The organism is Shinella sp. GW821-FHT11G07 (assembly GCF_058808115.1).
The window spans coordinates 130,476-150,880 of sequence record NZ_JBXARJ010000010.1; the positions used below are offsets into that span (position 1 = coordinate 130,476).

At 62.7% G+C, this 20,405-nt stretch carries 22 protein-coding genes and 1 tRNA gene; 10 read left to right on the top strand and 13 right to left on the bottom strand.

Annotated features, from left to right (window positions below):
- Window positions 1-19 precede the first annotated feature (19 nt).
- A complete protein-coding gene (locus tag AC1RT2_RS20210) occupies window positions 20-403 on the top strand; it encodes a DoxX family protein (RefSeq protein WP_069058917.1) in 384 nt (127 codons plus the stop codon).
- A 42-nt stretch (window positions 404-445) separates the two neighbouring features.
- On the opposite strand, the gene AC1RT2_RS20215 is transcribed toward AC1RT2_RS20210, so the two are convergent.
- The 7 genes from AC1RT2_RS20215 to AC1RT2_RS20245 form a co-directional block, all read right to left on the bottom strand.
- A complete protein-coding gene (locus AC1RT2_RS20215; RefSeq protein WP_069058916.1) occupies window positions 446-760 on the bottom strand; it encodes a DMT family transporter in 315 nt (104 codons plus the stop codon).
- A 160-nt stretch (window positions 761-920) separates the two neighbouring features.
- Window positions 921-1,754 carry an S-formylglutathione hydrolase gene (gene fghA, locus AC1RT2_RS20220; protein WP_493104767.1) on the bottom strand — a complete coding sequence of 278 codons (834 nt, stop codon included), beginning with the start codon at window positions 1,752-1,754 and terminating at the stop codon, window positions 921-923.
- 19 nt (window positions 1,755-1,773) lie between these two features.
- Complete coding sequence (locus AC1RT2_RS20225) at window positions 1,774-2,430, bottom strand: DUF1345 domain-containing protein (RefSeq protein WP_493104769.1); 657 nt, start codon at window positions 2,428-2,430, stop codon at window positions 1,774-1,776.
- Window positions 2,427-2,888: a YaiI/YqxD family protein gene (locus tag AC1RT2_RS20230; protein WP_069058913.1), complete on the bottom strand. Its 462-nt coding sequence runs from the start codon at window positions 2,886-2,888 to the stop codon at window positions 2,427-2,429. Before AC1RT2_RS20230 ends, AC1RT2_RS20225 begins: the two co-directional genes overlap by 4 nt.
- A 21-nt stretch (window positions 2,889-2,909) precedes the next feature.
- Window positions 2,910-3,374 carry a GNAT family N-acetyltransferase gene (locus tag AC1RT2_RS20235; protein ID WP_493104771.1) on the bottom strand — a complete coding sequence of 155 codons (465 nt, stop codon included), beginning with the start codon at window positions 3,372-3,374 and terminating at the stop codon, window positions 2,910-2,912.
- Window positions 3,371-4,498, bottom strand: coding sequence for an S-(hydroxymethyl)glutathione dehydrogenase/class III alcohol dehydrogenase (locus tag AC1RT2_RS20240; protein WP_444801161.1), 1,128 nt, complete (start codon window positions 4,496-4,498; stop codon window positions 3,371-3,373). The genes AC1RT2_RS20235 and AC1RT2_RS20240 overlap by 4 nt, the downstream gene beginning before the upstream one ends.
- An 85-nt stretch (window positions 4,499-4,583) precedes the next feature.
- Window positions 4,584-4,988, bottom strand: coding sequence for a helix-turn-helix domain-containing protein (locus tag AC1RT2_RS20245; RefSeq protein ID WP_493104773.1), 405 nt, complete (start codon window positions 4,986-4,988; stop codon window positions 4,584-4,586).
- A 167-nt stretch (window positions 4,989-5,155) separates the two neighbouring features.
- On the opposite strand from AC1RT2_RS20245, the gene AC1RT2_RS20250 reads away from it, so the two are divergent.
- The 3 genes from AC1RT2_RS20250 to AC1RT2_RS20260 all read left to right on the top strand — a co-directional run bounded on the left by AC1RT2_RS20250 (window position 5,156) and on the right by AC1RT2_RS20260 (window position 9,469).
- Complete coding sequence (locus tag AC1RT2_RS20250) at window positions 5,156-6,097, top strand: DMT family transporter (RefSeq protein ID WP_493104775.1); 942 nt, start codon at window positions 5,156-5,158, stop codon at window positions 6,095-6,097.
- A gap of 97 nt (window positions 6,098-6,194) precedes the next feature.
- Entirely contained in the window at window positions 6,195-8,147 is a 1,953-nt protein-coding gene (locus tag AC1RT2_RS20255) for an acetyl-CoA carboxylase biotin carboxylase subunit (RefSeq protein WP_493104777.1), read from the top strand.
- A 77-nt stretch (window positions 8,148-8,224) separates the two neighbouring features.
- Window positions 8,225-9,469 (top strand): zinc metalloprotease, encoded by a 1,245-nt coding sequence (locus tag AC1RT2_RS20260; protein ID WP_493104780.1) that lies wholly within the window; start codon window positions 8,225-8,227, stop codon window positions 9,467-9,469.
- On the opposite strand, the gene lipB is transcribed toward AC1RT2_RS20260, so the two are convergent.
- Window positions 9,442-10,188, bottom strand: coding sequence for a lipoyl(octanoyl) transferase LipB (gene lipB, locus AC1RT2_RS20265; RefSeq protein WP_493104782.1), 747 nt, complete (start codon window positions 10,186-10,188; stop codon window positions 9,442-9,444). The two genes, AC1RT2_RS20260 and lipB, sit on opposite strands and share 28 nt — an antisense overlap.
- A gap of 197 nt (window positions 10,189-10,385) precedes the next feature.
- On the opposite strand from lipB, the gene AC1RT2_RS20270 reads away from it, so the two are divergent.
- A tRNA-Leu gene (locus AC1RT2_RS20270) sits at window positions 10,386-10,470 on the top strand.
- A gap of 216 nt (window positions 10,471-10,686) precedes the next feature.
- On the opposite strand, the gene AC1RT2_RS20275 is transcribed toward AC1RT2_RS20270, so the two are convergent.
- Window positions 10,687-11,181 (bottom strand): peptide deformylase, encoded by a 495-nt coding sequence (locus AC1RT2_RS20275; protein ID WP_493104784.1) that lies wholly within the window; start codon window positions 11,179-11,181, stop codon window positions 10,687-10,689.
- 301 nt (window positions 11,182-11,482) lie between these two features.
- Between AC1RT2_RS20275 and mgtE the strand changes: the two genes are divergently transcribed.
- On the top strand, window positions 11,483-12,913 hold the full coding sequence (mgtE, locus tag AC1RT2_RS20280; RefSeq protein ID WP_069058905.1) for a magnesium transporter: 1,431 nt from the start codon (window positions 11,483-11,485) through the stop codon (window positions 12,911-12,913).
- Window positions 12,914-13,029: 116 nt separating this feature from the next.
- A complete protein-coding gene (locus tag AC1RT2_RS20285) occupies window positions 13,030-13,416 on the top strand; it encodes a MerR family transcriptional regulator (RefSeq protein ID WP_069058904.1) in 387 nt (128 codons plus the stop codon).
- A 56-nt stretch (window positions 13,417-13,472) separates the two neighbouring features.
- Here AC1RT2_RS20285 and AC1RT2_RS20290 read toward each other — a convergent pair whose 3' ends face one another.
- From AC1RT2_RS20290 to AC1RT2_RS20300, 3 genes are all read right to left on the bottom strand, one after another.
- On the bottom strand, window positions 13,473-13,946 hold the full coding sequence (locus AC1RT2_RS20290) for a methyltransferase family protein (RefSeq protein ID WP_493104787.1): 474 nt from the start codon (window positions 13,944-13,946) through the stop codon (window positions 13,473-13,475).
- A gap of 4 nt (window positions 13,947-13,950) precedes the next feature.
- Window positions 13,951-14,970 carry an acetyltransferase domain-containing protein gene (locus AC1RT2_RS20295; protein ID WP_493104966.1) on the bottom strand — a complete coding sequence of 340 codons (1,020 nt, stop codon included), beginning with the start codon at window positions 14,968-14,970 and terminating at the stop codon, window positions 13,951-13,953.
- A 93-nt stretch (window positions 14,971-15,063) separates the two neighbouring features.
- Window positions 15,064-15,753: a DUF599 domain-containing protein gene (locus AC1RT2_RS20300; RefSeq protein WP_069058901.1), complete on the bottom strand. Its 690-nt coding sequence runs from the start codon at window positions 15,751-15,753 to the stop codon at window positions 15,064-15,066.
- A 561-nt stretch (window positions 15,754-16,314) separates the two neighbouring features.
- On the opposite strand from AC1RT2_RS20300, the gene AC1RT2_RS20305 reads away from it, so the two are divergent.
- From AC1RT2_RS20305 to AC1RT2_RS20315, 3 genes are all read left to right on the top strand, one after another.
- The gene (locus AC1RT2_RS20305) at window positions 16,315-17,715 is read left to right on the top strand and encodes an L-serine ammonia-lyase (protein WP_069058900.1); all 1,401 of its coding nucleotides are present in this window, start codon (window positions 16,315-16,317) and stop codon (window positions 17,713-17,715) included.
- 76 nt (window positions 17,716-17,791) lie between these two features.
- On the top strand, window positions 17,792-18,229 hold the full coding sequence (locus AC1RT2_RS20310) for a DUF1489 family protein (protein WP_069058899.1): 438 nt from the start codon (window positions 17,792-17,794) through the stop codon (window positions 18,227-18,229).
- Between the two features lie 92 nt (window positions 18,230-18,321).
- On the top strand, window positions 18,322-19,356 hold the full coding sequence (locus tag AC1RT2_RS20315) for an alpha/beta hydrolase family protein (protein ID WP_493104791.1): 1,035 nt from the start codon (window positions 18,322-18,324) through the stop codon (window positions 19,354-19,356).
- Here the strand turns inward: AC1RT2_RS20315 and AC1RT2_RS20320 are convergent.
- Window positions 19,346-20,365, bottom strand: a complete 1,020-nt coding sequence (locus tag AC1RT2_RS20320; RefSeq protein WP_493104793.1) for a helix-turn-helix domain-containing protein — start codon at window positions 20,363-20,365, stop codon at window positions 19,346-19,348. The two genes, AC1RT2_RS20315 and AC1RT2_RS20320, sit on opposite strands and share 11 nt — an antisense overlap.
- Between the last annotated feature and the right edge of the window lie 40 nt (window positions 20,366-20,405).

Below are 20,405 nucleotides of genomic sequence, written 5' to 3' on the forward strand. Positions count from 1 at the left end.
ACCGGCAGGGAGTTAGAGCATGTTCGACCGACTATCCGCTTACCGTCCGCAGGCGCTCGCAGCGCTTCGAATCATGACGGCGCTGCTGCTCATCGAGCACGGCACGCAGAAATTCTTCAATTTTCCGCCGGCAGAACAGCCCTTTGGCGATCTCATGAACCTGATCGGCCTGGCGGGCGTGCTGGAGATTGTCGGCGGCCTGCTGATTCTGGTGGGTCTCTTCACGCGGCCTGTGGCCTTCGTGCTCTGCGGCTTCACGGCGGTTGCCTATTTCATGGCGCATGCGCCGCAGAGCTTTTTTCCGATCAACAACCGCGGCGATGCCGCGGTGCTGTTCTGCTTCATCTTTCTCTACATTACCGCGGCAGGGCCGGGGGCTTTCGCCCTCGACAACCGTCGTTAAGAGAGGAACGCAATTTGGCTGCGCACGTTTGCTGGACTTGCTTTAAGCCGCAAACTTCAGGCCGAGGATACCGGTGACGATGAGCGCGATGCAGCCCATGCGGATCGCCGTTACCGGCTCGGCGAAGAGGAAGATGCCGAGCATCACCGTGCCGACGGTACCGATACCGGTCCAGATCGCATAGGCAGTGCCGATCGGCAGCGTCTTCACGGCAAGGCCGAGCAGCACGATCGAGATGACCATCGAGCCGGCAGTGAGCGCCGTGGGGAGCGGTTTGGTGAAGCCGTCGGTGTATTTGAGGCCGATCGCCCAGCCGATTTCAAAGATGCCGGCGAGAGCGAGAAGAATCCAGGGCATGATGCCTACTCCGTTTCAAAGGAGCGAGGCCGTCCCCGCGATCGTGACCGGACGAAGAATCCGGCGGTAGTCGTCTACCGGGCGAACTATTGCCGATCCGGACGGGAAGGGCAAGGGCAGGGGTGACATGTCAGCCATGCACCCCCGCCATATCTCTTCCTCAGCCGAGACGTTCGGCGTGCCATTTCAGGTGATCGTCCATGAAGGTCGAGATGAAATAGTAGGAGTGGTCATAGCGCTCGTGCATGCGCAGCGTCAGCCCGATATCCGTGCCCTTGATCGCCTCCTCGAAGAGCCAGGGGCGCAGGCCGTTGTCCAGGAAGCCGTCGGCCTTGCCCTGGTCGATCAGGAATTCCGGGAAACGCGCGCCGTCCGCAACAAGCGCGCAGGCATCATATTCACGCCAAGCGGCCTTGTCGGAGCCCAGATATTTTTCGAAGGCGGGCATCGACCAGTCGGCGGTCGAGGGTTCGACGATCGGCGCGAAGGCAGAGCAGCTCTTGAAGCGTTCCGGGTTCTTCAGCGCGATCGTCATGGCGCCATGCCCACCCATCGAGTGACCGAAAATGCCCTGGCGGCTCATGTCCATGCGGAAATGCTGGCTGACGAAGTTGGGCAGCTCTTCCGTCACGTAGCTGTACATCTGGAAGTTTTCCGCCCAGGGCTGCTCGGTGGCGTCGAGATAGAAGCCGGCGCCCTTGCCCATCTGCCAGTTGGTGATTTCGTCCGGAACGTCGTTGCCGCGCGGGCTGGTATCCGGGCAGACGATGATGAGGCCGAGTTCGGCGGCCATGCGGCGGTATTCACCCTTTTCCATCACATTGGCATGGCTGCAGGTGAGGCCGGACAGATACCACAGCACCGGGCACGGCTCCTTGATCGCCTGCGGCGGCACGAAGACGGCGAAGGTCATCTCGCCCTTGCAGGCCTCGGAATCGTGGGCGAAGACACCCTGCATGCCGCCGAAGGCGGTGTTCTGGGACAGCACTTTCATCAAAAGCTCCGAATGTGGTTCAGGTGGCGAGCGACACCGCCGCGTTGACGGCGGCGGCGACCAGCACCGTGTTGAAGAAGAAGGAAACCACGGCGTGCAGCAGGTTGACCTTGCGCATCGCCGTGGAGGTGATCGCGACGTCCGAGGTCTGCGCCGTCATGCCGATCACGAAGGCGAAATACAGGAAATCATAGGCGCCGGGTGCGGCATCGCCTGGGAAATCGAGGCTGCGGCCGGTATCGGAACTGGTTTCGGTGCTGCCGGGCCGCCAGTAGAGATGGGCATAGTGCATGGCCGCCATGGTGTGGATGGTCAGCCAGCCAAGCGCGACGGACGCGAAGGCAAGGGTGAATTCCGCAGGTGACGCGGCCGGCCGGTTCAACACCACGAAGAGCGAGCCTGTCGAGATGGCGACGGCGGCGAAGGTCACGCCGAAGATGATGGCCACCGGCTCGTCGCTATCCGTCGCATAATGCTCGAGATGGGCGGCCGTGAGGTAGGGCACGCGCCAGGCGGTCAGCAGCAGATAGCAGAGGAAGAAGGCGACGGCAGCGATCTCGATGGCGAAATCCGGCTTCAGCCAGAGCGCGACCGCGAGGCCGAGCGCCGCCGCGCCGATGCCGGCATAGAAGGGGACGTGGCGGCCGAAAATCCTCTGCCCCGGATCCTTGCTCATGCAGCAGGCCCCGTGCGGGCATTTTTCGCGCGGCGGCAGAGGCGATCGAGCGTTTCGAGGAAGGCCGAGCGGTCGCGTGGCGAAAAGGCGGCATTGTAGCCCTTGCTTTCGCCGGTCTCGCGCAGATGCGCACCAAGATCACGCATGGCGCTCGCCATCCCGATATTGGTCTTGTCGAAGAGCCGGCCGGTCGGGCCGGTCACGTGCGCGCCCTTCTCGACGCAGCGCACCGCAAGCGGCACGTCGGCCGTTATCACGATGTCATCGTCGCCGACATGCTCGGCGATCCAGTTGTCCGCGGCGTCGAAGGCGCCGGACACGATGATGTTCTTCACCATCGGGTCCCGCGACGGGCGCAGGCCGGAATTGGCGACGAAGGTCACTTCCATCTCGTGCCGTTCGGCAACCTTCAGGATTTCGGCCTTTACCGGGCAGGCATCGGCATCGACATAGATCATGGTGCTGTTCTTTTGCATGGCTCAAGAATGGCCGGCAGGACGCTGCATGTCGATATGCGGAATATCGTCCTCGACATATTCCTCCGATGGAGGCGTGAAGCCAAGGGACCGGTAGAAGCGCTCCAGGTGGCTTTGCGCGGATAGCGCAATCGGCTCGCCGGGAAAATGCATTTCGCAGACGCGGACCGCTTCGCGCATGACGGCGTCACCAAGGCGTTTGCCGCGATGATTGGGTGCGACAAGCACCCGGCCGATGCGTGGCGGCGCGTCCACAGGCCGCCACAGTCGCGCATAGGCGGCCGTCTCACCGCCGATCAGCAGGCGAAGATGAAGCGCTTCCGCATCCTTGCCGTCCAGTTCCGGATAGACGCAGGCCTGCTCGACGACGAAGACGTCCACGCGCAGCTTCAGCAGCGCATAGAGTTCGACGGCGGAGAATGCATGCAGCCTCCGCACGTCGACGCTGTAGTGGTCCGTAGACGTCAATAGACCACCACGCCGCGGATCGATTCGCCCGAATGCATCAGCTCGAAGCCCTTGTTGATGTCCTCGAGCGGCATGGTGTGGGTGATCATCGGATCGATCTGGATCTTGCCCTCCATGTACCAGTCGACGATCTTCGGCACGTCGGTGCGGCCGCGTGCGCCACCGAAGGCCGTGCCCATCCAGTTGCGGCCGGTGACGAGCTGGAACGGACGGGTGGAGATTTCCTGGCCGGCACCGGCGACGCCGATGATGACCGACTTGCCCCAGCCGCGATGCGAGGCTTCCAGCGCCTGGCGCATGACCTTGGTGTTGCCCGTGCAGTCGAACGTATAGTCCGCGCCGCCGATCAGGTCGCCGTTGCGCTTCGTCATGTTGACGAGGTAGGGCACGATATCGTCACCGACCTCCTTCGCGTTGACGAAGTGCGTCATGCCGAATTTCCTGCCCCATTCCTCGCGGTCGGGGTTGATGTCGACGCCGATGATCATGTCCGCACCCGCAAGGCGCAGACCCTGCAGCACGTTGAGGCCGATGCCGCCGAGGCCGAAGACGATGGCCGTCGAGCCGATCTCCACCTTCGCCGTGTTGATAACCGCGCCGATGCCGGTCGTGACACCGCAGCCGATGTAGCAGATCTTGTCGAAGGGCGCGTCCGGGTTGACCTTGGCGAGCGCGATTTCCGGCAGGACCGTGAAGTTCGAGAAGGTCGAGCAGCCCATATAGTGATGGATCTTGTCCTTGCCGATCGAAAAGCGCGAGGTGCCGTCCGGCATCAGGCCCTGGCCCTGGGTGGCGCGGATCGAGGTGCAGAGGTTGGTCTTGCGCGACAGACAGGAATAACATTCGCGGCATTCCGGCGTGTAGAGCGGAATGACATGGTCGCCCTTCTTCACCGACGTCACGCCAGGGCCGACGTCAACGACGATGCCGGCGCCCTCATGGCCGAGGATGGCAGGAAACAGGCCTTCCGGATCGGCACCCGACAGCGTGAAGTCGTCGGTATGGCAGATGCCGGTCGCCTTGACTTCAACCAGCACTTCGCCGGCGCGCGGGCCTTCGAGCTGTACGGTCATGATCTCAAGCGGTTTTCCGGCCTGAACGGCAACGGCGGCGCGTACGTCCATCTTCTATCTCCCTATGCGGATTCTCTGTTCGGGCGGACCATTGCAGAGCCGGTCCGGCGCCTCAAGTGCGGCAATGGCAAAAATGTCAGCCGTGATCTGATTTGATCAATTTGGCGATCTCGGCTTCGAGCGCTGTGATCGCCTTGCCCGTCTGGTCGTGGAGCTGGTGGATTTCACGAAGCTGGCGCAGCAGCGGGTGCAGGTGCTCATCCCCGGTCGGGTCTGCCGGAGCCTCGCCGATACCGGCAATCAGCCAGGAGGGCGAGACGGAGAGCACACCGGCGAGCATGAACATCGCCTTGGTGTCAGGCTCGGCGTGGTCGCGTTCCCAGCCACTGACCGTTTCTTCCGGCAGGCCAAGGCGGGAGGCGAGATCTGCCAGGGACAGGCCCAGCGCATCGCGCGCCCGCCAGATGCGGCCACCGAGCGTATCGCCGTCGACGCGGCCGGAAGGAAAGGGGATCGTGTTGTTCTCGCCGGGAAACGTCATCGCGGCCTCCATTGTCTTCGCCAAGAGTTTACAGGCAATCCACGATCGCCTTCTACCTCAAATGCGCCGCTTCGCGACGCCTGCGTGCCGGTCGTCCGGGGGCAGGATTTCCGGCATTGCAGGACGGTGCAAAAGGGCTATGCAGGGGCGATCTAGGGAGTCGCATCATGAGCACCACGACGGACCAACAGGACGGAAGTATCATGCGGGGCGTCGTGCTGATGTCCGTCGCCATGCTGCTTCTGCCCGGCATGGACGCGATCGCCAAATATATGGCGACATTTGCAGACATGTCGCCCGGCCAGGTGACGTTCTACCGCTTCTTCTTTCAGGTCGTCTGCACGATCCCGCTGATCTTCACCGCCGCCGGTGCCGCAACCTTGCGGCCGAAGCAGCCGTGGCTGAACCTGCTGCGTGGCGCCATCCACGGTGCGGCAAGCCTGCTGTTCTTCGCCGCGGTCAAATATATGCCGCTCGCCGATGTCTTCGCGATCTATTTCGTCGAGCCCTTCATCCTGACGGCCATGTCCGCCGCGTTCCTCGGCGACAGGGTCGGCTGGCGGCGCTGGCTTGCCATCATCGTCGGCTTCGGCGGTGCGCTCATCGTAATCCAGCCGAGCTTCGTGCTGTTCGGCTGGACGGCGCTGCTGCCAGTCGCCTGCGCCTTCCTCTATTCGATCTACCTCTTCATGAACCGCGCGATCGGCGATGCCGATTCGCCGCTGACCATGCAGACGATCGCCGGCTTCGGCGGCACGATCTTCATGGGCGCAGCACTTTTTGCGGGCCATTCGGCCGGCATTGGCGATTTTGCACCGTCGCTGCCGACATCGGTCTTTGCGCTCGCGCTGCTCGTCATCCTCGGCGCGCTGTCCGGCTATGCGCATATGCTGGTCGTGCGCGCCTTCCGCATGGCCCCGCTGTCGCTGCTCGCACCGTTCCAGTATTTCGAGATCATCTCGGCGACCGTGCTCGGCTACGCGATCTTCGGCGACTTTCCCACGCCGTCCAAATGGCTCGGCATTGCCATCATCGTCGCCTCCGGTCTCTTCATCATCTGGCGCGAGCACAAGAACCGGAAGGCCTCGGCCGACATCGCGTTCGACTAAAGTGCTTGAGGCAACGGGTAAATTGCCGTTGCGACGCCGTTGTACGGGCAGGGTGTTTGTGGCTACAACTCCCGTCTGAGACTGCCGGGAGGAAAGCATGTTCAAGAAAATCCTGATTGCCAATCGCGGCGAGATCGCCTGCCGCGTCATCAAGACGGCACGCAGGATGGGCATCACCACCGTCGCGGTCTATTCCGACGCCGACCGGGACGCCCTGCATGTCGAGATGGCGGACGAGGCCGTGCATATCGGCCCCGCGCCGGCCGCCGAAAGCTACCTCATCGCGGAAAAAATCATCGCCGCCTGCAAGGAGACGGGCGCCGAGGCCGTGCATCCGGGCTACGGATTCCTCTCGGAGCGCGCCAGTTTCTGCGAGGCGTTGGAGGCCGATGGCATCATCTTCATCGGTCCGAAGCCGAAGGCGATCCGCGCCATGGGCGACAAGATCGAATCAAAAAAATTCGCCAATGCGGCCAATGTCTCGACCGTTCCGGGTTTTTTGGGCGTCATCGAGGACGCGGCCCATGCCGAGCGCATCGCCGGCGAGGTCGGCTATCCTGTGATGATCAAGGCCTCGGCCGGCGGCGGCGGCAAGGGCATGCGCATCGCCTGGAGTGAGGCCGAGGTGCGCGACGGCTTCGACCGTGCTCGCTCGGAGGCGAAAAGCTCGTTTGGTGACGACCGCGTCTTCATCGAAAAGTACATCGTCGATCCCCGTCATATCGAAATCCAGGTGCTGGCCGACGCGCATGGCACGGCGCTCTATCTTGGCGAGCGCGAATGCTCCATCCAGCGGCGAAACCAGAAGGTTGTCGAAGAAGCCCCGTCGCCCTTCCTCGACGAAGCGACGCGGCGCGCGATGGGCGAGCAGTCGGTAGCGCTCGCCAAGGCCGTCGACTACCAGAGCGCCGGCACGGTCGAGTTCATCGTCGATCGCGACCGCAATTTCTACTTCCTCGAAATGAACACGCGCCTGCAGGTCGAGCATCCTGTGACGGAACTCGTGACCGGCATCGACCTTGTCGAGCAGATGATCCGCCTCGCTGCCGGTGAGAAGCTGGCACTGGCGCAGGCGGACATCAAGCTCAACGGCTGGGCCGTCGAAAGCCGGCTCTATGCCGAGGATCCCTACCGCAACTTCCTTCCCTCGATTGGCCGCCTTACCCGTTACCGTCCGCCGACTGAAGGCAGGAACGGCGAAACGGTGGTGCGCAACGATACCGGCGTCTACGAGGGTGCCGAAATCTCGATGTATTACGACCCGATGGTGGCAAAGCTCTGCACCTGGGCGCCGACCCGCCTCGCGGCCATCGACGCGATGAGCGATGCGCTCGACGGCTTCGTGGTGGACGGCATCGAGCACAATGTGCCGTTTCTCGCCGCCCTGATGCGCCATCCGCGCTGGCGCGAAGGCCGGCTCTCCACCGGCTTCATCGCCGAGGAATATCCGGACGGCTTTGCGCCGATGGCGCCGGATGCCGAGCAGGCCGCCATTCTCGCCCGCATTGCGCTCTCAGCCCACCTCATCGATGCCGAACGCCGCGCCCATCATCTCGATCGGCTGCGCCCGGGCGCAACGCAGCGCAAGGACTGGGTGGTGAAGATCGGTGACGTCTATCACACGCTCGCCACGGACGATGCCGTCCAGAGCGATTGGCGGCCCGGCGAGGCGGTCTGGCGCGGCACGATCGACGGCCGCGGCGTGACCGCACAGCTGCGGCCTTTCCCGAACGGCATGCGCATCGACTGGCAGGGCCTTTCCGTGCGCAGCCGCGTCTTCACACCGCGACTTGCCGAGCTCGACGCGCTGATGCCTGTAAAGCTGCCGCCGGATACGTCGAAAATGCTGCTTTGCCCCATGCCGGGCCTCGTTGTTTCCATCGCCGTCAGCGAGGGGCAGGAGGTGAAGGCGGGCGAAACGCTGGCCGTCGTCGAGGCGATGAAGATGGAAAACGTGCTGCGCGCCGAGCGCGACCTGACGGTCGGTTCCATCCATGCCAAGCCGGGCGAAAGCCTGGCCGTCGATGCCGTGATCATGGACTTCGCCTGATCTGCGATTCTTAACGTTTGTTAGGAAGTTGCCGTTAGCCTAGTCCTGCCTGCCATGACGGACAGGGAGGATGGGCAATGTCGACCTCGTTTTCGGTGCTTCTGCTTCTGGCGATCAATCTTGGCCTGATCTGGCTCTTGATCGCCGCGCCGATCGGGCGCCGTACACTCCGGCTTACACGTGTCCTCAGCGCGTCCCCGAGCCGCATTGCGGCGCTCGTCAGTCCACTTGGCGCAGAGGCGGACTGGCATCCCTCGATTCTCTCCAGCAATCGGCTGGCCGACAATCGCGTCAGGCAGACCTTTTCCTATCCCGACCGCCGGGGCGAGCCGATCACCCGCACGCTCGCGGTCAGTGAGACAGCCGATATCGCAGGCCTCGCCTGTGAGACCCGGGTCGTCGAAGACAGCGCACTCGACGCGTCCTTCTGGAAAAACTACGTCGATCGGCGTTTTTTGCGCCCGGTTTCAGGTGGCACGGCGCTGACCGTCGAGCAGACCGACAAATATCGCGGCATCGCCTTTCTGCTCTTCCGCTACATCCAGCTCCGCCGCGAGATGAAGGCGCTCGACCAATGGCTGGCGACGGGAAATGGTGAGGTGCGGGGCGTTCTGGAGCATCCGCTGATGCAGGTGGGGCTGGCGGTGTTTTCCACCTTGCTGCTCTGGCCATTCTTCGGGCTAAGCCTACGCGGTCTCTTGCTGTCCTCCATGCTCACCGTCGTGATCGTGTTGCACGAATTCGGTCACATGGCCGCCTACCGTGCCTTTGGGCACCAACGCGTGCGCATGATCTTCCTGCCGCTGCTCGGCGGCATTGCGGTCGGCGGAAGACCCTACAATTCCCGCTTCGAGGTGGCGGTCTGTGCCCTCATGGGAGCGGGCATGTCGGCTTTTCTCGTCCCGCCGATCATCGCGCTGCACGATACCGCCAGCCATATGATCGGTGGCGCGCTTATGGTCTTCCTGCTGATTCTCGGTGCTTTCAACCTGCTGAACCTGCTGCCGATGCATCGCTTCGACGGGGGGCAGGTCATGCGCCAGGTCTTCTCGACCCGTACAAGCCTTCTTGTCGCAAGTTTCCTCGTGACGCTGGTCATTCTCTGGGTCGGCTGGCGAATCGGGTTGCCGGCCCAGATGCTGATCGCCGGCCTTGCCGTCTTCACGGTGCTCAGCCTTATCGGTGCCGGCGGCGTCAAGCCGCGCCGGGCGCTCGATCCGCTGACGGCGCCGCAGCGGCTGCTCGCCGGCTTCGGCCTCTACGCCGCCATCGTGCTGCACGGTTATGCGATCATCTATGCCTGCGACAGGCTTTTCGGCTGACAGTCCGCTTCGGAAATGGTCGGGCCGAACACCCGCTCGAAAGAATCGCGGATCCGGACATCCACGTCGCTCATCATCACGGGCAGACCAAGATCGACCAAGCTCGTCACGCCATAGCCGCGAATGCCGCAGGGCACGATGCCGGAAAAATGATCGAGATCCGGATCGACATTCAGCGAGAAGCCGTGAAAGCTCACCCAGCGGCGCAGGCGAATGCCGATCGCGGCAATTTTGTCCTCGGCCGGCGAGCCATCGGGCAGCGGCGGGCGCTCCGGCCGGCGCACCCAGACGCCGACACGGTCCTCGCGCCGTTCGCCGCGGACATTCATGGAATCGAGCGTGTCGATCACCACGGCTTCGAGCGCCGCCACGAAGGCGCGCACGTCCTGCCGGCGTCGTTTCAGGTCCAGCATGACGTAGACGACCCGCTGGCCGGGGCCATGATAGGTGTATTCGCCGCCGCGGCCTGTGGAAAACACCGGGAAGCGATCCGGCGCGACGAGATCGGCCGCGTTCGAGCTGGTTCCGGCTGTGTAGAGCGGCGGGTGTTCGACGAGCCAGACGAGTTCGTCGGCCTCGCCGTTGGCGATTGCCGCGGCCTCGTTTTCCATGGTTTCCACAGCTACATCATAGGGGACGAGATCGCGCGCGATGCGCCAGCGCACCGGCGGCGAACCGGGAATCGCGAGAAGGGATGTGGAGATGTCCTGACGCTGCATGGAAGGGCCGTCCTTTTCGTTCCGTTCTGCCAGATATAGGGGCGATCTTGCAAGGATTTCAGGGGTTTCCGAGGCTTTGCGAAGGACCTGTTGAAATTGTTCCGCTTTCCGTCATTTTTCTTGTCACACGGCCTTGTGCGCCCCAAATGCTTTTGCTACATGCACCTCCGTCGGCGCAAGTCGACGCCTACCACGATGCGGTCGTGGCGGAATTGGTAGACGCGCAGCGTTGAGGTCGCTGTGGGGCAACCCGTGGAAGTTCGAGTCTTCTCGACCGCACCAAAAAAACCCGGCTTTCGAGCCGGGTTTTTTGTTTTCTATCAGATGCTTGCGTGTGAGATGATCCGCACAGATACGGCATGATCCGCAGGCGCGCTTCCCGCGTCGCGACGATGATGGCGAGGCGTGTGCGTGGCCCTGCCGTGGTGGTCAAAGGCTTGAAATGCCGGCTGACAGACCCCGCCGCAGGTCACCGGCCAGAGCATGGCTTGGCACACTTCAGTCCCGGGCTTTGTTGTACTTCTTGACGATGCGTTCGCGTTTCAGCCGCGAGAGGCGATCGATCCAGAAAATGCCGTCCAGCTGATCGATTTCGTGCTGGAGGCAGATGGAGAGCAGGCCGTCGGCCTCCTCCGTGTGGCTGTTGCCGGAGAGGTCCTGGTAGGTGAGGCGGATGCGGGCAGGGCGCTCCACGTCGTCCGTCACGCCGGGCATGGAAACGCTTCCCTCCGCATGTCGCTGGACGTCCGGCGAGAACCATTCGATTTCGGGGTTCACATAGACGCGTTGCGAATCTGGCCCGGCGAGTTCGATCACCGTCAGCCGTTCGAGAATGCCGACATGGGCGGCGGTGATGCCGATCCCGGGGGCGGCGCGCATCGTGGCGGCGAGATCGTCGGCAAGCGTTGCCAATCGTGCGTCGAACGCCTCGACCTTTTTACAGGGCAAACGCAGGCGGGGATCGGGATAGCGGAGAATGGGAAGGATCGCCATGCGGGCTCCGGCGTCAACGAGGTTCAGCCCTTCCTAGCCTGTTTGCGGCAGCGGGAAAATGCCGGCCCTCTCCTTGGCGCCTCAAAACATGCGATTTGCATGAAATTGCAACAGCTTGCGAAATTTTAATATCCACGGACCTTTTGCCGCTTTCGGCGATGGACCGTTCGCGCGCTTTGCTTTAGCACGGTGAAAGTGAGGGCTCGGCGCTGAGCCTTGCCGAGGAAACCCTGCATCTCAATCCCTGTCGTCTCTCCGCCGACATGCCGGGCGGGACGAACCCGATACAAGGAGCGGCCCGATGGAAAACACCGGCGACGAAGACCGTATCCATCAGGGACAACAGGGCCACAGTACCTTCGACGGCGAGGATATCTACGCCGAGGACGGCTCGATCCGCTCGGATTTCCTCATGTATGTCGGTGCGGCGATTGCCGACCGCGACCTCCTGTTCCTGCGCCGCCATGTGGCGCGGCTGCATGAATCGGAAATGGGCGACCTTCTGGAGGCGATCCAGCAAGACCAGCGCCGCCAGCTTGTCTCGCTGCTCGGCACCGATTTCGACCTCGCGGCGCTGACCGAGGTCGACGAGGCGATCCGCCTCGACATCGTCGAGCACATGCCGAACGAGCAGATCGCCGCAGCACTTGGCGAGATGGATTCGGACGACGCCGTCTATATTCTGGAAGACCTCGACCAGGAGGACCAGGAGGAAATCCTCTCCAAGCTGCCGTTCACCGAACGGATTCGCCTGCGCCGCTCGCTGGACTATCCGGAAAGCACGGCCGGCCGCCGCATGCAGACCGAATTCGTCGCCGTGCCGCCGTTCTGGACGGTCGGCCAGACGATCGACTACCTGCGCGAGGATGCCGATCTCCCGGAGAGCTTTTCGCAGATCTTCGTCATAGACCCGACGTTCCGCCTGCTCGGCGCCATCGATCTCGACCGCATCCTGCGCACCGCGCGGGGCACGAAGATCGAAGCCGTCATGCGCGAGACCAATCATCCGATCCCGGCCGAGATGGATCAGGAAGAGGCGGCGCAGCTCTTCGAGCAGTACGACCTTCTGTCCGCCGCCGTCGTGGATGAGAACGGCCGCCTTGTCGGCGTGCTCACCATCGACGACGTGGTCGACGTCATCCAGGAAGAGGCCGAGGAAGACTTGATGCGCCTGGGCGGCGTGGGCGACGAAGAGCTGTCGGACACCATCATCGCGACGTCCCGCTCGCGCGTGCCGTGGTTGCTCGTCAACCTGCTGACGGCCTTCCTGTCTGCCTCGGTCATCTCGCTGTTCGAGGCGACCATCGAGGAGATTGTCGCGCTTGCCATTCTGATGCCGACGGTCGCCGGCATGGGCGGCAATGCCGGCTCGCAGACGATGACCGTGACGGTGCGTGCGCTGGCGACGCGCGACCTCGATATCCACAATGCCTGGCGCGTCGTACGGCGTGAGGCGGGCGTCGGCCTTCTGCATGGTATCGCCTTCGGCCTGATGATCGGCGCCGTCGCCGCCCTCTGGTTCCACGACATCAATATCGGTGGGGTCATCGCCACCGCCATGTTGATCAACATGTGTGCGGCGGCTCTGGCCGGCATCACGATCCCGATTCTGCTCGATCGGGCAGGGGCGGACCCTGCCGTCTCCTCCGGCGTCTTCGTGACGGCGGTCACCGATATCGTGGGGTTCTTCGCGTTTCTTGGCCTGGCGACCTGGTGGTTCGCGGTCCGCTAGGAAATCTGGCAAAAATGCACGGCGGTTTTGCGCTTCCATTTGTGCCCGCAGAGAGGAAAAATTGACTTATACGTAAAAGTCAATAAAATGCCTGCTCAGACGAGATCGGAGCAGGCGTGGACAAGTTTTATACCATAACCGAGCTGACGCGCGAATTCGGGGTTTCTACCCGCACGCTGCGCTTCTACGAGGACGAAGGGTTGATCCACCCCGAGCGTCGCGGTCGTACGCGGCTTTTCCGCCCTGCCGACCGCCGCCTCATCCTGGAAATCCTGCGTGGCCGCCGTATTGGCTTCACCATCGCTGAAATCCGCGACATTATCAAAGTCTACAAGGACCCGCCGGGTGAGGTGGGGCAGCTTGAAATGCTCATGACGAAAGTCAGCGAGAAACGGGAAGAGTTGCGCCAGAAGCGGCGCGACATCGAGGAAACATTGACCGAACTCGATAATGTCGAGGAGGCGTGCCTCACGCGCCTGGCTGAAATCGGCGTCGGTACCTGATTTCTGCCTTGCCGTAATATCAGACAGCGACAACGTCTTTGTTCCGCTGGAAAGCCTCAGATCCAGCGTGCCGTTCCGTTGCAGTAACGTTCGAAATCGATTCCGAAACGGGAGAGCAGATGCAGCTCCTCACGCCGGACGGCAACCATGCTTGTCGCGCCGATCGCGATCATGGCCGTCAGGATGCACCAGGGATTGAAGACCGCCAGGCCGATACCGGCGGTCGCCAGCGTATAGCCGAGATAGATGGGATTGCGCGTCAGGCGGTAAGGGCCTGAAGTGACAAGATGGGTGGAACAGCGGTTCGGCAGGATTGTCGTGTGACAGTCGAGCAGCGTGCGCATCGCCCAGACATCCAGCACGATCGCCGCGACGATCAGGGCACTGCCGGCCGCTCGCGCGATCCAGATATTGGTTTGCGCAACGGCGAGCGGAAAATACGCCTGAAGCAGGAAAGCCGCCGCTATGGCCGCGCCGTAGATGAACGGCGGCCACGGAAAGGCGAGTGGCTTCATGCGATAGGCATTCATGATCCTACTCCTTCAGGTCGGTTTTCGTTTCCGCGTCCGCAGTGCATTGCGACGAGATTTTCGAGATCCGCTCGTCTGTCGTTATGTCGATCGTGCCACGGTTCAGATCGGCAAACAGGTTTTCACCGATCAGACGATCCAGCGTACAGCCGCAGAAACTCTGGCAGAAAGCGGCGCTGCTGCCATTCTCACAGGCGCGCATGCAACTCTTCGTGTAACCCACGACCGGGTCCGGCGCAGGTGCTGGAAACACCAGGGAAAAGCCGTAGACCAGCGCGATCAGTAAGGGCTGATGGATAAGGTAGATGGCAAGACTGTGGCGACCGGCCTTTTCCAGCAGGCTTTTCCACCAGACTTTCGTCGTGTTTCCGTAGCCGGCAAGCCGCTCCGGCAGCGAACTCGCGACGAAAAGGCGGGCAAGCGCAATACCCAGCAGGGCGGGCGCCAGCCATGGCAGCAGCGGCACATAGTCGTTCGAGCGCGGGATGTTGACGGAAAGACCGACCCACCACAGGGCCGGATGGTCAAAGAGCGGAGCGCGCAGATAGAGCGGCGCGGCGACGGCCGCTACGGCGACGAGCAGCGTGACGGCGACCGGCAGGCGCAGGAAGAGAAGACCGACCAGGCTCGTTGCCGCAATCGCGTGGAGAATGCCGAAGAAGATGAAGGTTTCCGGGAAGGCGAACCAGGTGGCGATGGTGATGGCCGCCGCCGCAAGGCCGATCTTCGCGAAGCGGATGAGAAAGGGGCGAAGGCGAAACCCCCGTTGATGGCCGAGCACCAAACTGAAGCCGACGAGGAAGAGGAAGCTGCCGGCGATCACCCGTGCAAAAATGCGCCAGCCGCCGGTCGTCGCCGTTTCCGGTTCGATATAGCCGAAGAAGCCGAGATCCCAGGTGAAGTGGTAGATCGCCATGGCGATCAGCGCGATGCCGCGAAGTTGGTCGATCAACGGAATGCGCGGCAGGCGGCGCGTCGTTGCGCCGTCTCCTGCCACATTGCCGTCAATCACCGTGGTGGTCATGGTTCCGGGTCGTCGCATTGTTTGGTCCATAGGAAAGTGTCACGCCAAGCTTGCGCCGGGCGGATGGCCGAAAGGTGGCCGATGGGGGATTGATCAGTCGAGCCGTTCCAGCACGGCAAGGCGTGCTTCGGAGTAGAATTGCCGGCGAACGAGCACGATGATGATGCCGATGGTCGTCACGATGAACAGATAGGGGCTGACGAACCAGCCGAGGTAACCGATCGACAGGAAGATGGCGCGCAGCCCCATGTTGAAGTGTTTTGCCGCCAGGATGTTCATGCGAATGACCTTGTCTGCGGCGAGGTCTGCACCGGCGGGGTCCTTGTGGATGTCGCCGCTCATCGGGATCGCGCCGAGCAGAATGGTGCAATAGTTGAACAGCCGGTAGGACCAGCCGAATTTGAAGAACGCGTAGCCGAAGATGATGGCAAGCCCGCCGACCTTCAGCTCGAACCCGGCGCGGCTGCCGCGGAAGACGTAGGGCAGGTCGTTGAAAATCGCAAAGACCTGCTCCGTGGCACCGAGCAGCGCAAAACAGCTGCCGAGTGCGAGAAGCGACGTGGACGCGAAGAAAGCGGTACCGTTCTGCAGGCCGGCCATGATCTGCGTATCGATCATGCGCAGGTCGCGGTGCATGGCATTACGGATCCACACCGCCCGTTGCGAACTCATCGCCCGGGTGAGGCTGATGCGGTCGAAAAACTTCGCCCGGTCGGTGATCCAGGAATAGCCGACCCACAGGGCGACGAAAATGAAGAGGGCGGCAAAATCCGGGGTGCTCATGGATGAGCGTTTTGCCATGGATTTGGTAATTTGCAAGCGGACCGCAAGAACCACACTCGCCGCATTCAGACCTTTGGCGGAAAAGGGGCGGCCCGTTTCCTGCGCTCTTTGCCCGCAAACGTATGATTTTGCGACAGGTCATGCGCTGAGCGCGTATCTCCTATGACGGCATCGCCTTGGTTTCGCCACTTTTCGCGATTGCGGTTTCATGAAATCTTCATTAAACAGGCGCCATGCAGCGCTGAACACGGCTGCTGCAATGACATCTTCCATCGGGGTAATCATGGAAAGCACTGCTCAAAAGTCCTGCTGGGGCGTAACTGCCCGTGCGGTTCTCGGTTTCGGCGCCGTCCTGGTCGTCGCCTATCTCTTCGGCGGCATCTGAAAATACCGGACAACAGCCCCTACATAGACAGCGTGCTCTCGCGAGCGCGCTGTTTTTGTTTTGGCCCCATGTCGCGTAAGTAAAACCCGATGTCGGGAGATCGCCTTATCCGCACTGCATGATAACGTAGCTTCAGGGATCAAGACGCCTGCCAAGGCAAGGGAGAAGTCCGGGTTATGTTTCTTTCCGTATTCGATGTTTTCAAGATTGGTATCGGCCCGTCGAGCTCCCATACGATGGGGCCGATGTCGGCGGCGAACCGGTTTCTCGACCTGATTCTCTCGGCCGACTGGCCGCGCCCTTCCGGCGCGCAGGTCGCCACCATCCGCATGAGCCTGCACGGCTCGCTAGCCTATACCGGCGTCGGCCACGGCTCCGACCGCGCGGTGATCCTCGGCCTGATGGGCGAACGGCCCGATTCGGTTGATCCTGACCGGATGGACGCGATTGTCGGCGAGGTCGAGCGCACCGGCCGAATCACCCCGCCCGGCCATCCCGGCTACGCTTTCCAGCCGAAGACCGACCTGATCTTTGACAAGAAGAATCCGCTGCCCGGCCACGCCAATGGCATGACCTTCTCCGCCTATGACCGCGATGACCGTCTACTCTTGAAGCGCATCTACTATTCTGTCGGCGGCGGCTTCGTCGTCACAGACACCGAACTCGACCAGATGCGCGCCAGCAAGGCGCGCGCCGGCGACAAGAAGGTGCCGTTCCCCTTTGCCTCGGCCAAGCAGATGCTCGAGATGGCCGGACGCTCCGGCCTCACCATCGCGCAGATGAAGCGTGCCAACGAAGAAGCCACCATGTCGCGCGAAGAACTGGATGCCGGCCTCGACCGCATCTGGGGCGCGATGAAGAGCTGTATCGACCGTGGCCTCAAGAACGAGGGCATCATGCCGGGCGGCCTGAAGGTGCGCCGCCGTGCCCGCTCCATCCATGACAAGCTGCAGGAGGAGTGGCGTTCCAACAAGGCCAATCCGCTGCTCGCCAACGACTGGCTCTCCGTCTATGCCATGGCCGTCAACGAGGAGAATGCCGCCGGCGGCCGCGTCGTGACGTCGCCGACCAACGGTGCGGCCGGCGTCGTACCCGCCACGATCCGCTACTACCTGCATTTTCATGAGGATGCCGATCAGGACGGCATTCGCGACTACCTGCTGACAGCCGCCGCAGTTGGCGGCATCATCAAGCACAATGCCTCGATATCGGGCGCCGAAGTCGGCTGTCAGGGGGAGGTGGGCTCCGCCTCCGCCATGGCCGCCGCAGGGCTTGCCGCCGTCATGGGCGGCACGCCGGAACAGGTGGAAAATGCCGCGGAAATCGCGCTGGAGCACCATCTCGGCATGACCTGCGATCCGATCGCCGGCCTCGTGCAGGTCCCCTGCATCGAGCGCAATGCGCTCGGCGCCGTGAAGGCGGTGACGGCCGCCTCGCTCTCCCTCAAGGGCGACGGCATCCATTTCGTGCCGCTCGACGCTTGCATCGAGACGATGCGCCAGACTGGTGTCGACATGAACGAGAAATACAAGGAAACCTCCACCGGCGGCCTCGCCGTCAACGTGGTGGAGTGCTGAGGCTTTCAACGTATTCCTTGTGGAGTGCGACGCGGCGGCCCCTTGACCCGGCCGCCGCAAGGGCGTTCAAAAGGCCATGGCCCTACATCTCATCAAACTTTGTGTCGGCGCGGAATCCATCGATGACCTGCGTGAATGGGTGTCCGAGCGTTCGCTGATCGCGATCGCTGCGGGCATGGAGCCGCATTCCAGCCATGTCACCCGCATGATCCCGAAGCGGGATCAGGAGCTGCTTGACGGCGGCTCGCTCTACTGGGTGATCAAGGGCCAGGTGCAGGCCCGCCAGCGGCTGCTCAATCTGAAGAGTTTTACGGACGTCGACGGCATTTCGCGCTGCGAACTGGTGCTGGGGCCTGAAGTCATCGAGACCGAATTCCAGCCGCGCCGCGCCTTCCAGGGCTGGCGCTACCTGCCGGACGAGGACGCGCCGCGCGATCTCAGGAACATGGGCGACGGTACGGCGGACCTCCCTCTGGAACTCCGGCGTGAACTCGCCGAACTCGGTCTTCTCTGAAAATTCCTATGCCGATGACCTGAATCGCGTTTCAGGTCTCTTCTTTCTCCCGTTCGCTGCATGCCGGCCTCGTTCAACAACACGAGGCTTCCATGCTCAAATCGCTTTTCGCCACGGCCGCGCTCCTCGCCGGCCTCGCCACTGCTGCTCAGGCTGACGCGATCGGTGTCCGCGACATCCGGATTGTCGATCCGGACAACGGGCGCGCACTCTCCGCCGTCGTCTGGTATCCGACGCCGGACGTTGGAAAAACCGAAACCGTCGGCGAAAACCCCGCCTTCATCGGCATGGAAGCGGTTCGCGACGCCGCGCCGGATGGCAAGACGCATCCGCTCGTCGTGCTTTCCCATGGTTATAGTGGAAGCTGGCGCAATCTGAGCTGGCTGGCCGGCGACCTTGTCGTGCGCGGCTATATCGTCGCCGCAACCGATCATCCGGGCACCACGACCTTCGACCGTAGTGCCGCACAGGCCGCAAAGCTCTGGGAACGCCCACGCGACCTGAGCCGGTTGATCGATGCCTTGTTTGCAGACCAGGACCTCGCCCCGCACCTGGACAAGAAGAGGGTCGCCGCAATTGGCCATTCGCTCGGCGGCTGGACGGTTGCAGCATTGGCCGGCGCGCGATTCGATGCAGACCGGTTTGCGGCCGACTGCAAGGTGAACACAAGCCCGCGGGCATGTGTCCTGTCCCTTGAACTCGGGCTGGACGGAACAGGCGAAGCGCGAAAGGCGCTTGAAGGGGACCTCGGCGATCCGCGTCTTCGCGCCTTCGTTTCGCTGGATCTCGGTCTTGCGCGCGGTTTCACGCCGGAAAGCCTTGCGGCACTGCGTGTCCCGGCGCTGATAGTCGCTGCCGGAACGGATATCGGCGACATGCCGGCCGATCTGGAATCCGGCTATCTCACGAAAGGCTTGCCGATGACGACGACCGAGTATGTCGTCGTGCCGGATGCCATGCATTTCAGTTTCATGCAGATCTGCAAACCGGGCGCTGCGGAACGCATCGAGGCGGAAACACCGGGCGACGGTATCGTCTGCAAGGATGGTGGCTCGCGCAGCCGGGTCGCAATCCACCGGGAGATTGCCGACCGCATCATCACCTTCCTCGGTGTCGTCATGCCGTAGACGCGCGGCGATAGTCGCTGGGGCTGAGGCCGGTTGCCCGCAGGAACTCCCTGTTGAAGTTCGATTTGGTCTGGAAGCCGGATTCGAACATCACCGTCGTGACCGGCATATCGGTCTCCGCCAGCAGGCGTTTTGCCTCCTCGACCCGGTAGTGGTTGACGAGCTGCGAGACGTTGCGCCCGCGCAGCCGATTGACGGCTCCCGATATCCGGCGCGACGGAATTCCCGCCCGTCGCGCGATACGGTTCAGGGTAAGGTCCGGATCACGAAACAGCCCCTTGTCCTGCATCAGGCGCTCTATCGCGGTGACGATCCTGCCGTCTTCCTCGCTCGGGATGTCAGCGACGTCCGGGCTGATCGCAACGGCGTCCTCGGCCATGTCGGCGGGCATGCTCCTGCCGATCACGGCTACGGCGTAGGCAAGCACGGGCAGCAGAAGCAGGTTGCCGGACGTCACGATCACCTCGGCATGCGTGCCGTCATAGATGCCGAAATCGATGGCGATGAAGAGGTCGACGACGGCGGAGAGAATGAGAATGACACCTGCGGCGAGGGTTGCCTTCTGCGCACCTCCTGCATCGCTGAGCCGCGCCCGTTCAAAGCCGTCCGGCCCGTCGCCCACCAGGCGCAGCAGAGCGACGCCATAACCGACATAGAGAACAGCCAGCACCAGATCGACGGGCGATTGCCATACCCGCCAGGCCGCCGACAGCAGGAAGACGAGCGCGACCGGCAGAAAATGCAGCCACCGTTTGCCGCCGGTTTGCGTCCGCCCGGCCGTGAAGCAGAGCCAGGCCACGGGTGGTAGGGCTGATGCGAGGACAGGCTGGAGAAAGCGCACGAACGCCCCGTCGATAGCCCATCGCGCGCCGACGCCGACGGCGACGATCACGCAGGCGCCAACGAAGCCGATGGCCGGCCGCAGCGCGGGCTCGCGCAGCAGCACCAGCCTCAAGAGCAGCACGGTCAGCAGCAGTGCGATAACGAAGGGAAGAGGAATGGCCGGCATCTGTCATGCACAGCAAATGTCGCGGCACTTTGCAAGCTGG

Coding starts and splice junctions, on each gene's coding strand:
- AC1RT2_RS20240 (WP_444801161.1), bottom strand. CDS start 4,498: ATGGACGTACGCGCCGCCGTTGCCGTTCAGGCCGGAAAACCGCTTGAG.
- AC1RT2_RS20300 (WP_069058901.1), bottom strand. CDS start 15,753: ATGAGCACCCCGGATTTTGCCGCCCTCTTCATTTTCGTCGCCCTGTGG.
- AC1RT2_RS20230 (WP_069058913.1), bottom strand. CDS start 2,888: ATGATCTATGTCGATGCCGATGCCTGCCCGGTAAAGGCCGAAATCCTG.
- AC1RT2_RS20305 (WP_069058900.1), top strand. CDS start 16,315: ATGTTTCTTTCCGTATTCGATGTTTTCAAGATTGGTATCGGCCCGTCG.
- fghA (WP_493104767.1), bottom strand. CDS start 1,754: ATGAAAGTGCTGTCCCAGAACACCGCCTTCGGCGGCATGCAGGGTGTC.
- AC1RT2_RS20295 (WP_493104966.1), bottom strand. CDS start 14,970: ATGACCACCACGGTGATTGACGGCAATGTGGCAGGAGACGGCGCAACG.
- AC1RT2_RS20315 (WP_493104791.1), top strand. CDS start 18,322: ATGCTCAAATCGCTTTTCGCCACGGCCGCGCTCCTCGCCGGCCTCGCC.
- AC1RT2_RS20225 (WP_493104769.1), bottom strand. CDS start 2,430: ATGAGCAAGGATCCGGGGCAGAGGATTTTCGGCCGCCACGTCCCCTTC.
- AC1RT2_RS20250 (WP_493104775.1), top strand. CDS start 5,156: ATGAGCACCACGACGGACCAACAGGACGGAAGTATCATGCGGGGCGTC.
- AC1RT2_RS20290 (WP_493104787.1), bottom strand. CDS start 13,946: ATGAATGCCTATCGCATGAAGCCACTCGCCTTTCCGTGGCCGCCGTTC.
- mgtE (WP_069058905.1), top strand. CDS start 11,483: ATGGAAAACACCGGCGACGAAGACCGTATCCATCAGGGACAACAGGGC.
- AC1RT2_RS20210 (WP_069058917.1), top strand. CDS start 20: ATGTTCGACCGACTATCCGCTTACCGTCCGCAGGCGCTCGCAGCGCTT.
- AC1RT2_RS20255 (WP_493104777.1), top strand. CDS start 6,195: ATGTTCAAGAAAATCCTGATTGCCAATCGCGGCGAGATCGCCTGCCGC.
- AC1RT2_RS20260 (WP_493104780.1), top strand. CDS start 8,225: ATGTCGACCTCGTTTTCGGTGCTTCTGCTTCTGGCGATCAATCTTGGC.
- AC1RT2_RS20320 (WP_493104793.1), bottom strand. CDS start 20,365: ATGCCGGCCATTCCTCTTCCCTTCGTTATCGCACTGCTGCTGACCGTG.
- lipB (WP_493104782.1), bottom strand. CDS start 10,188: ATGCAGCGTCAGGACATCTCCACATCCCTTCTCGCGATTCCCGGTTCG.
- AC1RT2_RS20310 (WP_069058899.1), top strand. CDS start 17,792: ATGGCCCTACATCTCATCAAACTTTGTGTCGGCGCGGAATCCATCGAT.
- AC1RT2_RS20245 (WP_493104773.1), bottom strand. CDS start 4,988: ATGACGTTTCCCGGCGAGAACAACACGATCCCCTTTCCTTCCGGCCGC.
- AC1RT2_RS20275 (WP_493104784.1), bottom strand. CDS start 11,181: ATGGCGATCCTTCCCATTCTCCGCTATCCCGATCCCCGCCTGCGTTTG.
- AC1RT2_RS20215 (WP_069058916.1), bottom strand. CDS start 760: ATGCCCTGGATTCTTCTCGCTCTCGCCGGCATCTTTGAAATCGGCTGG.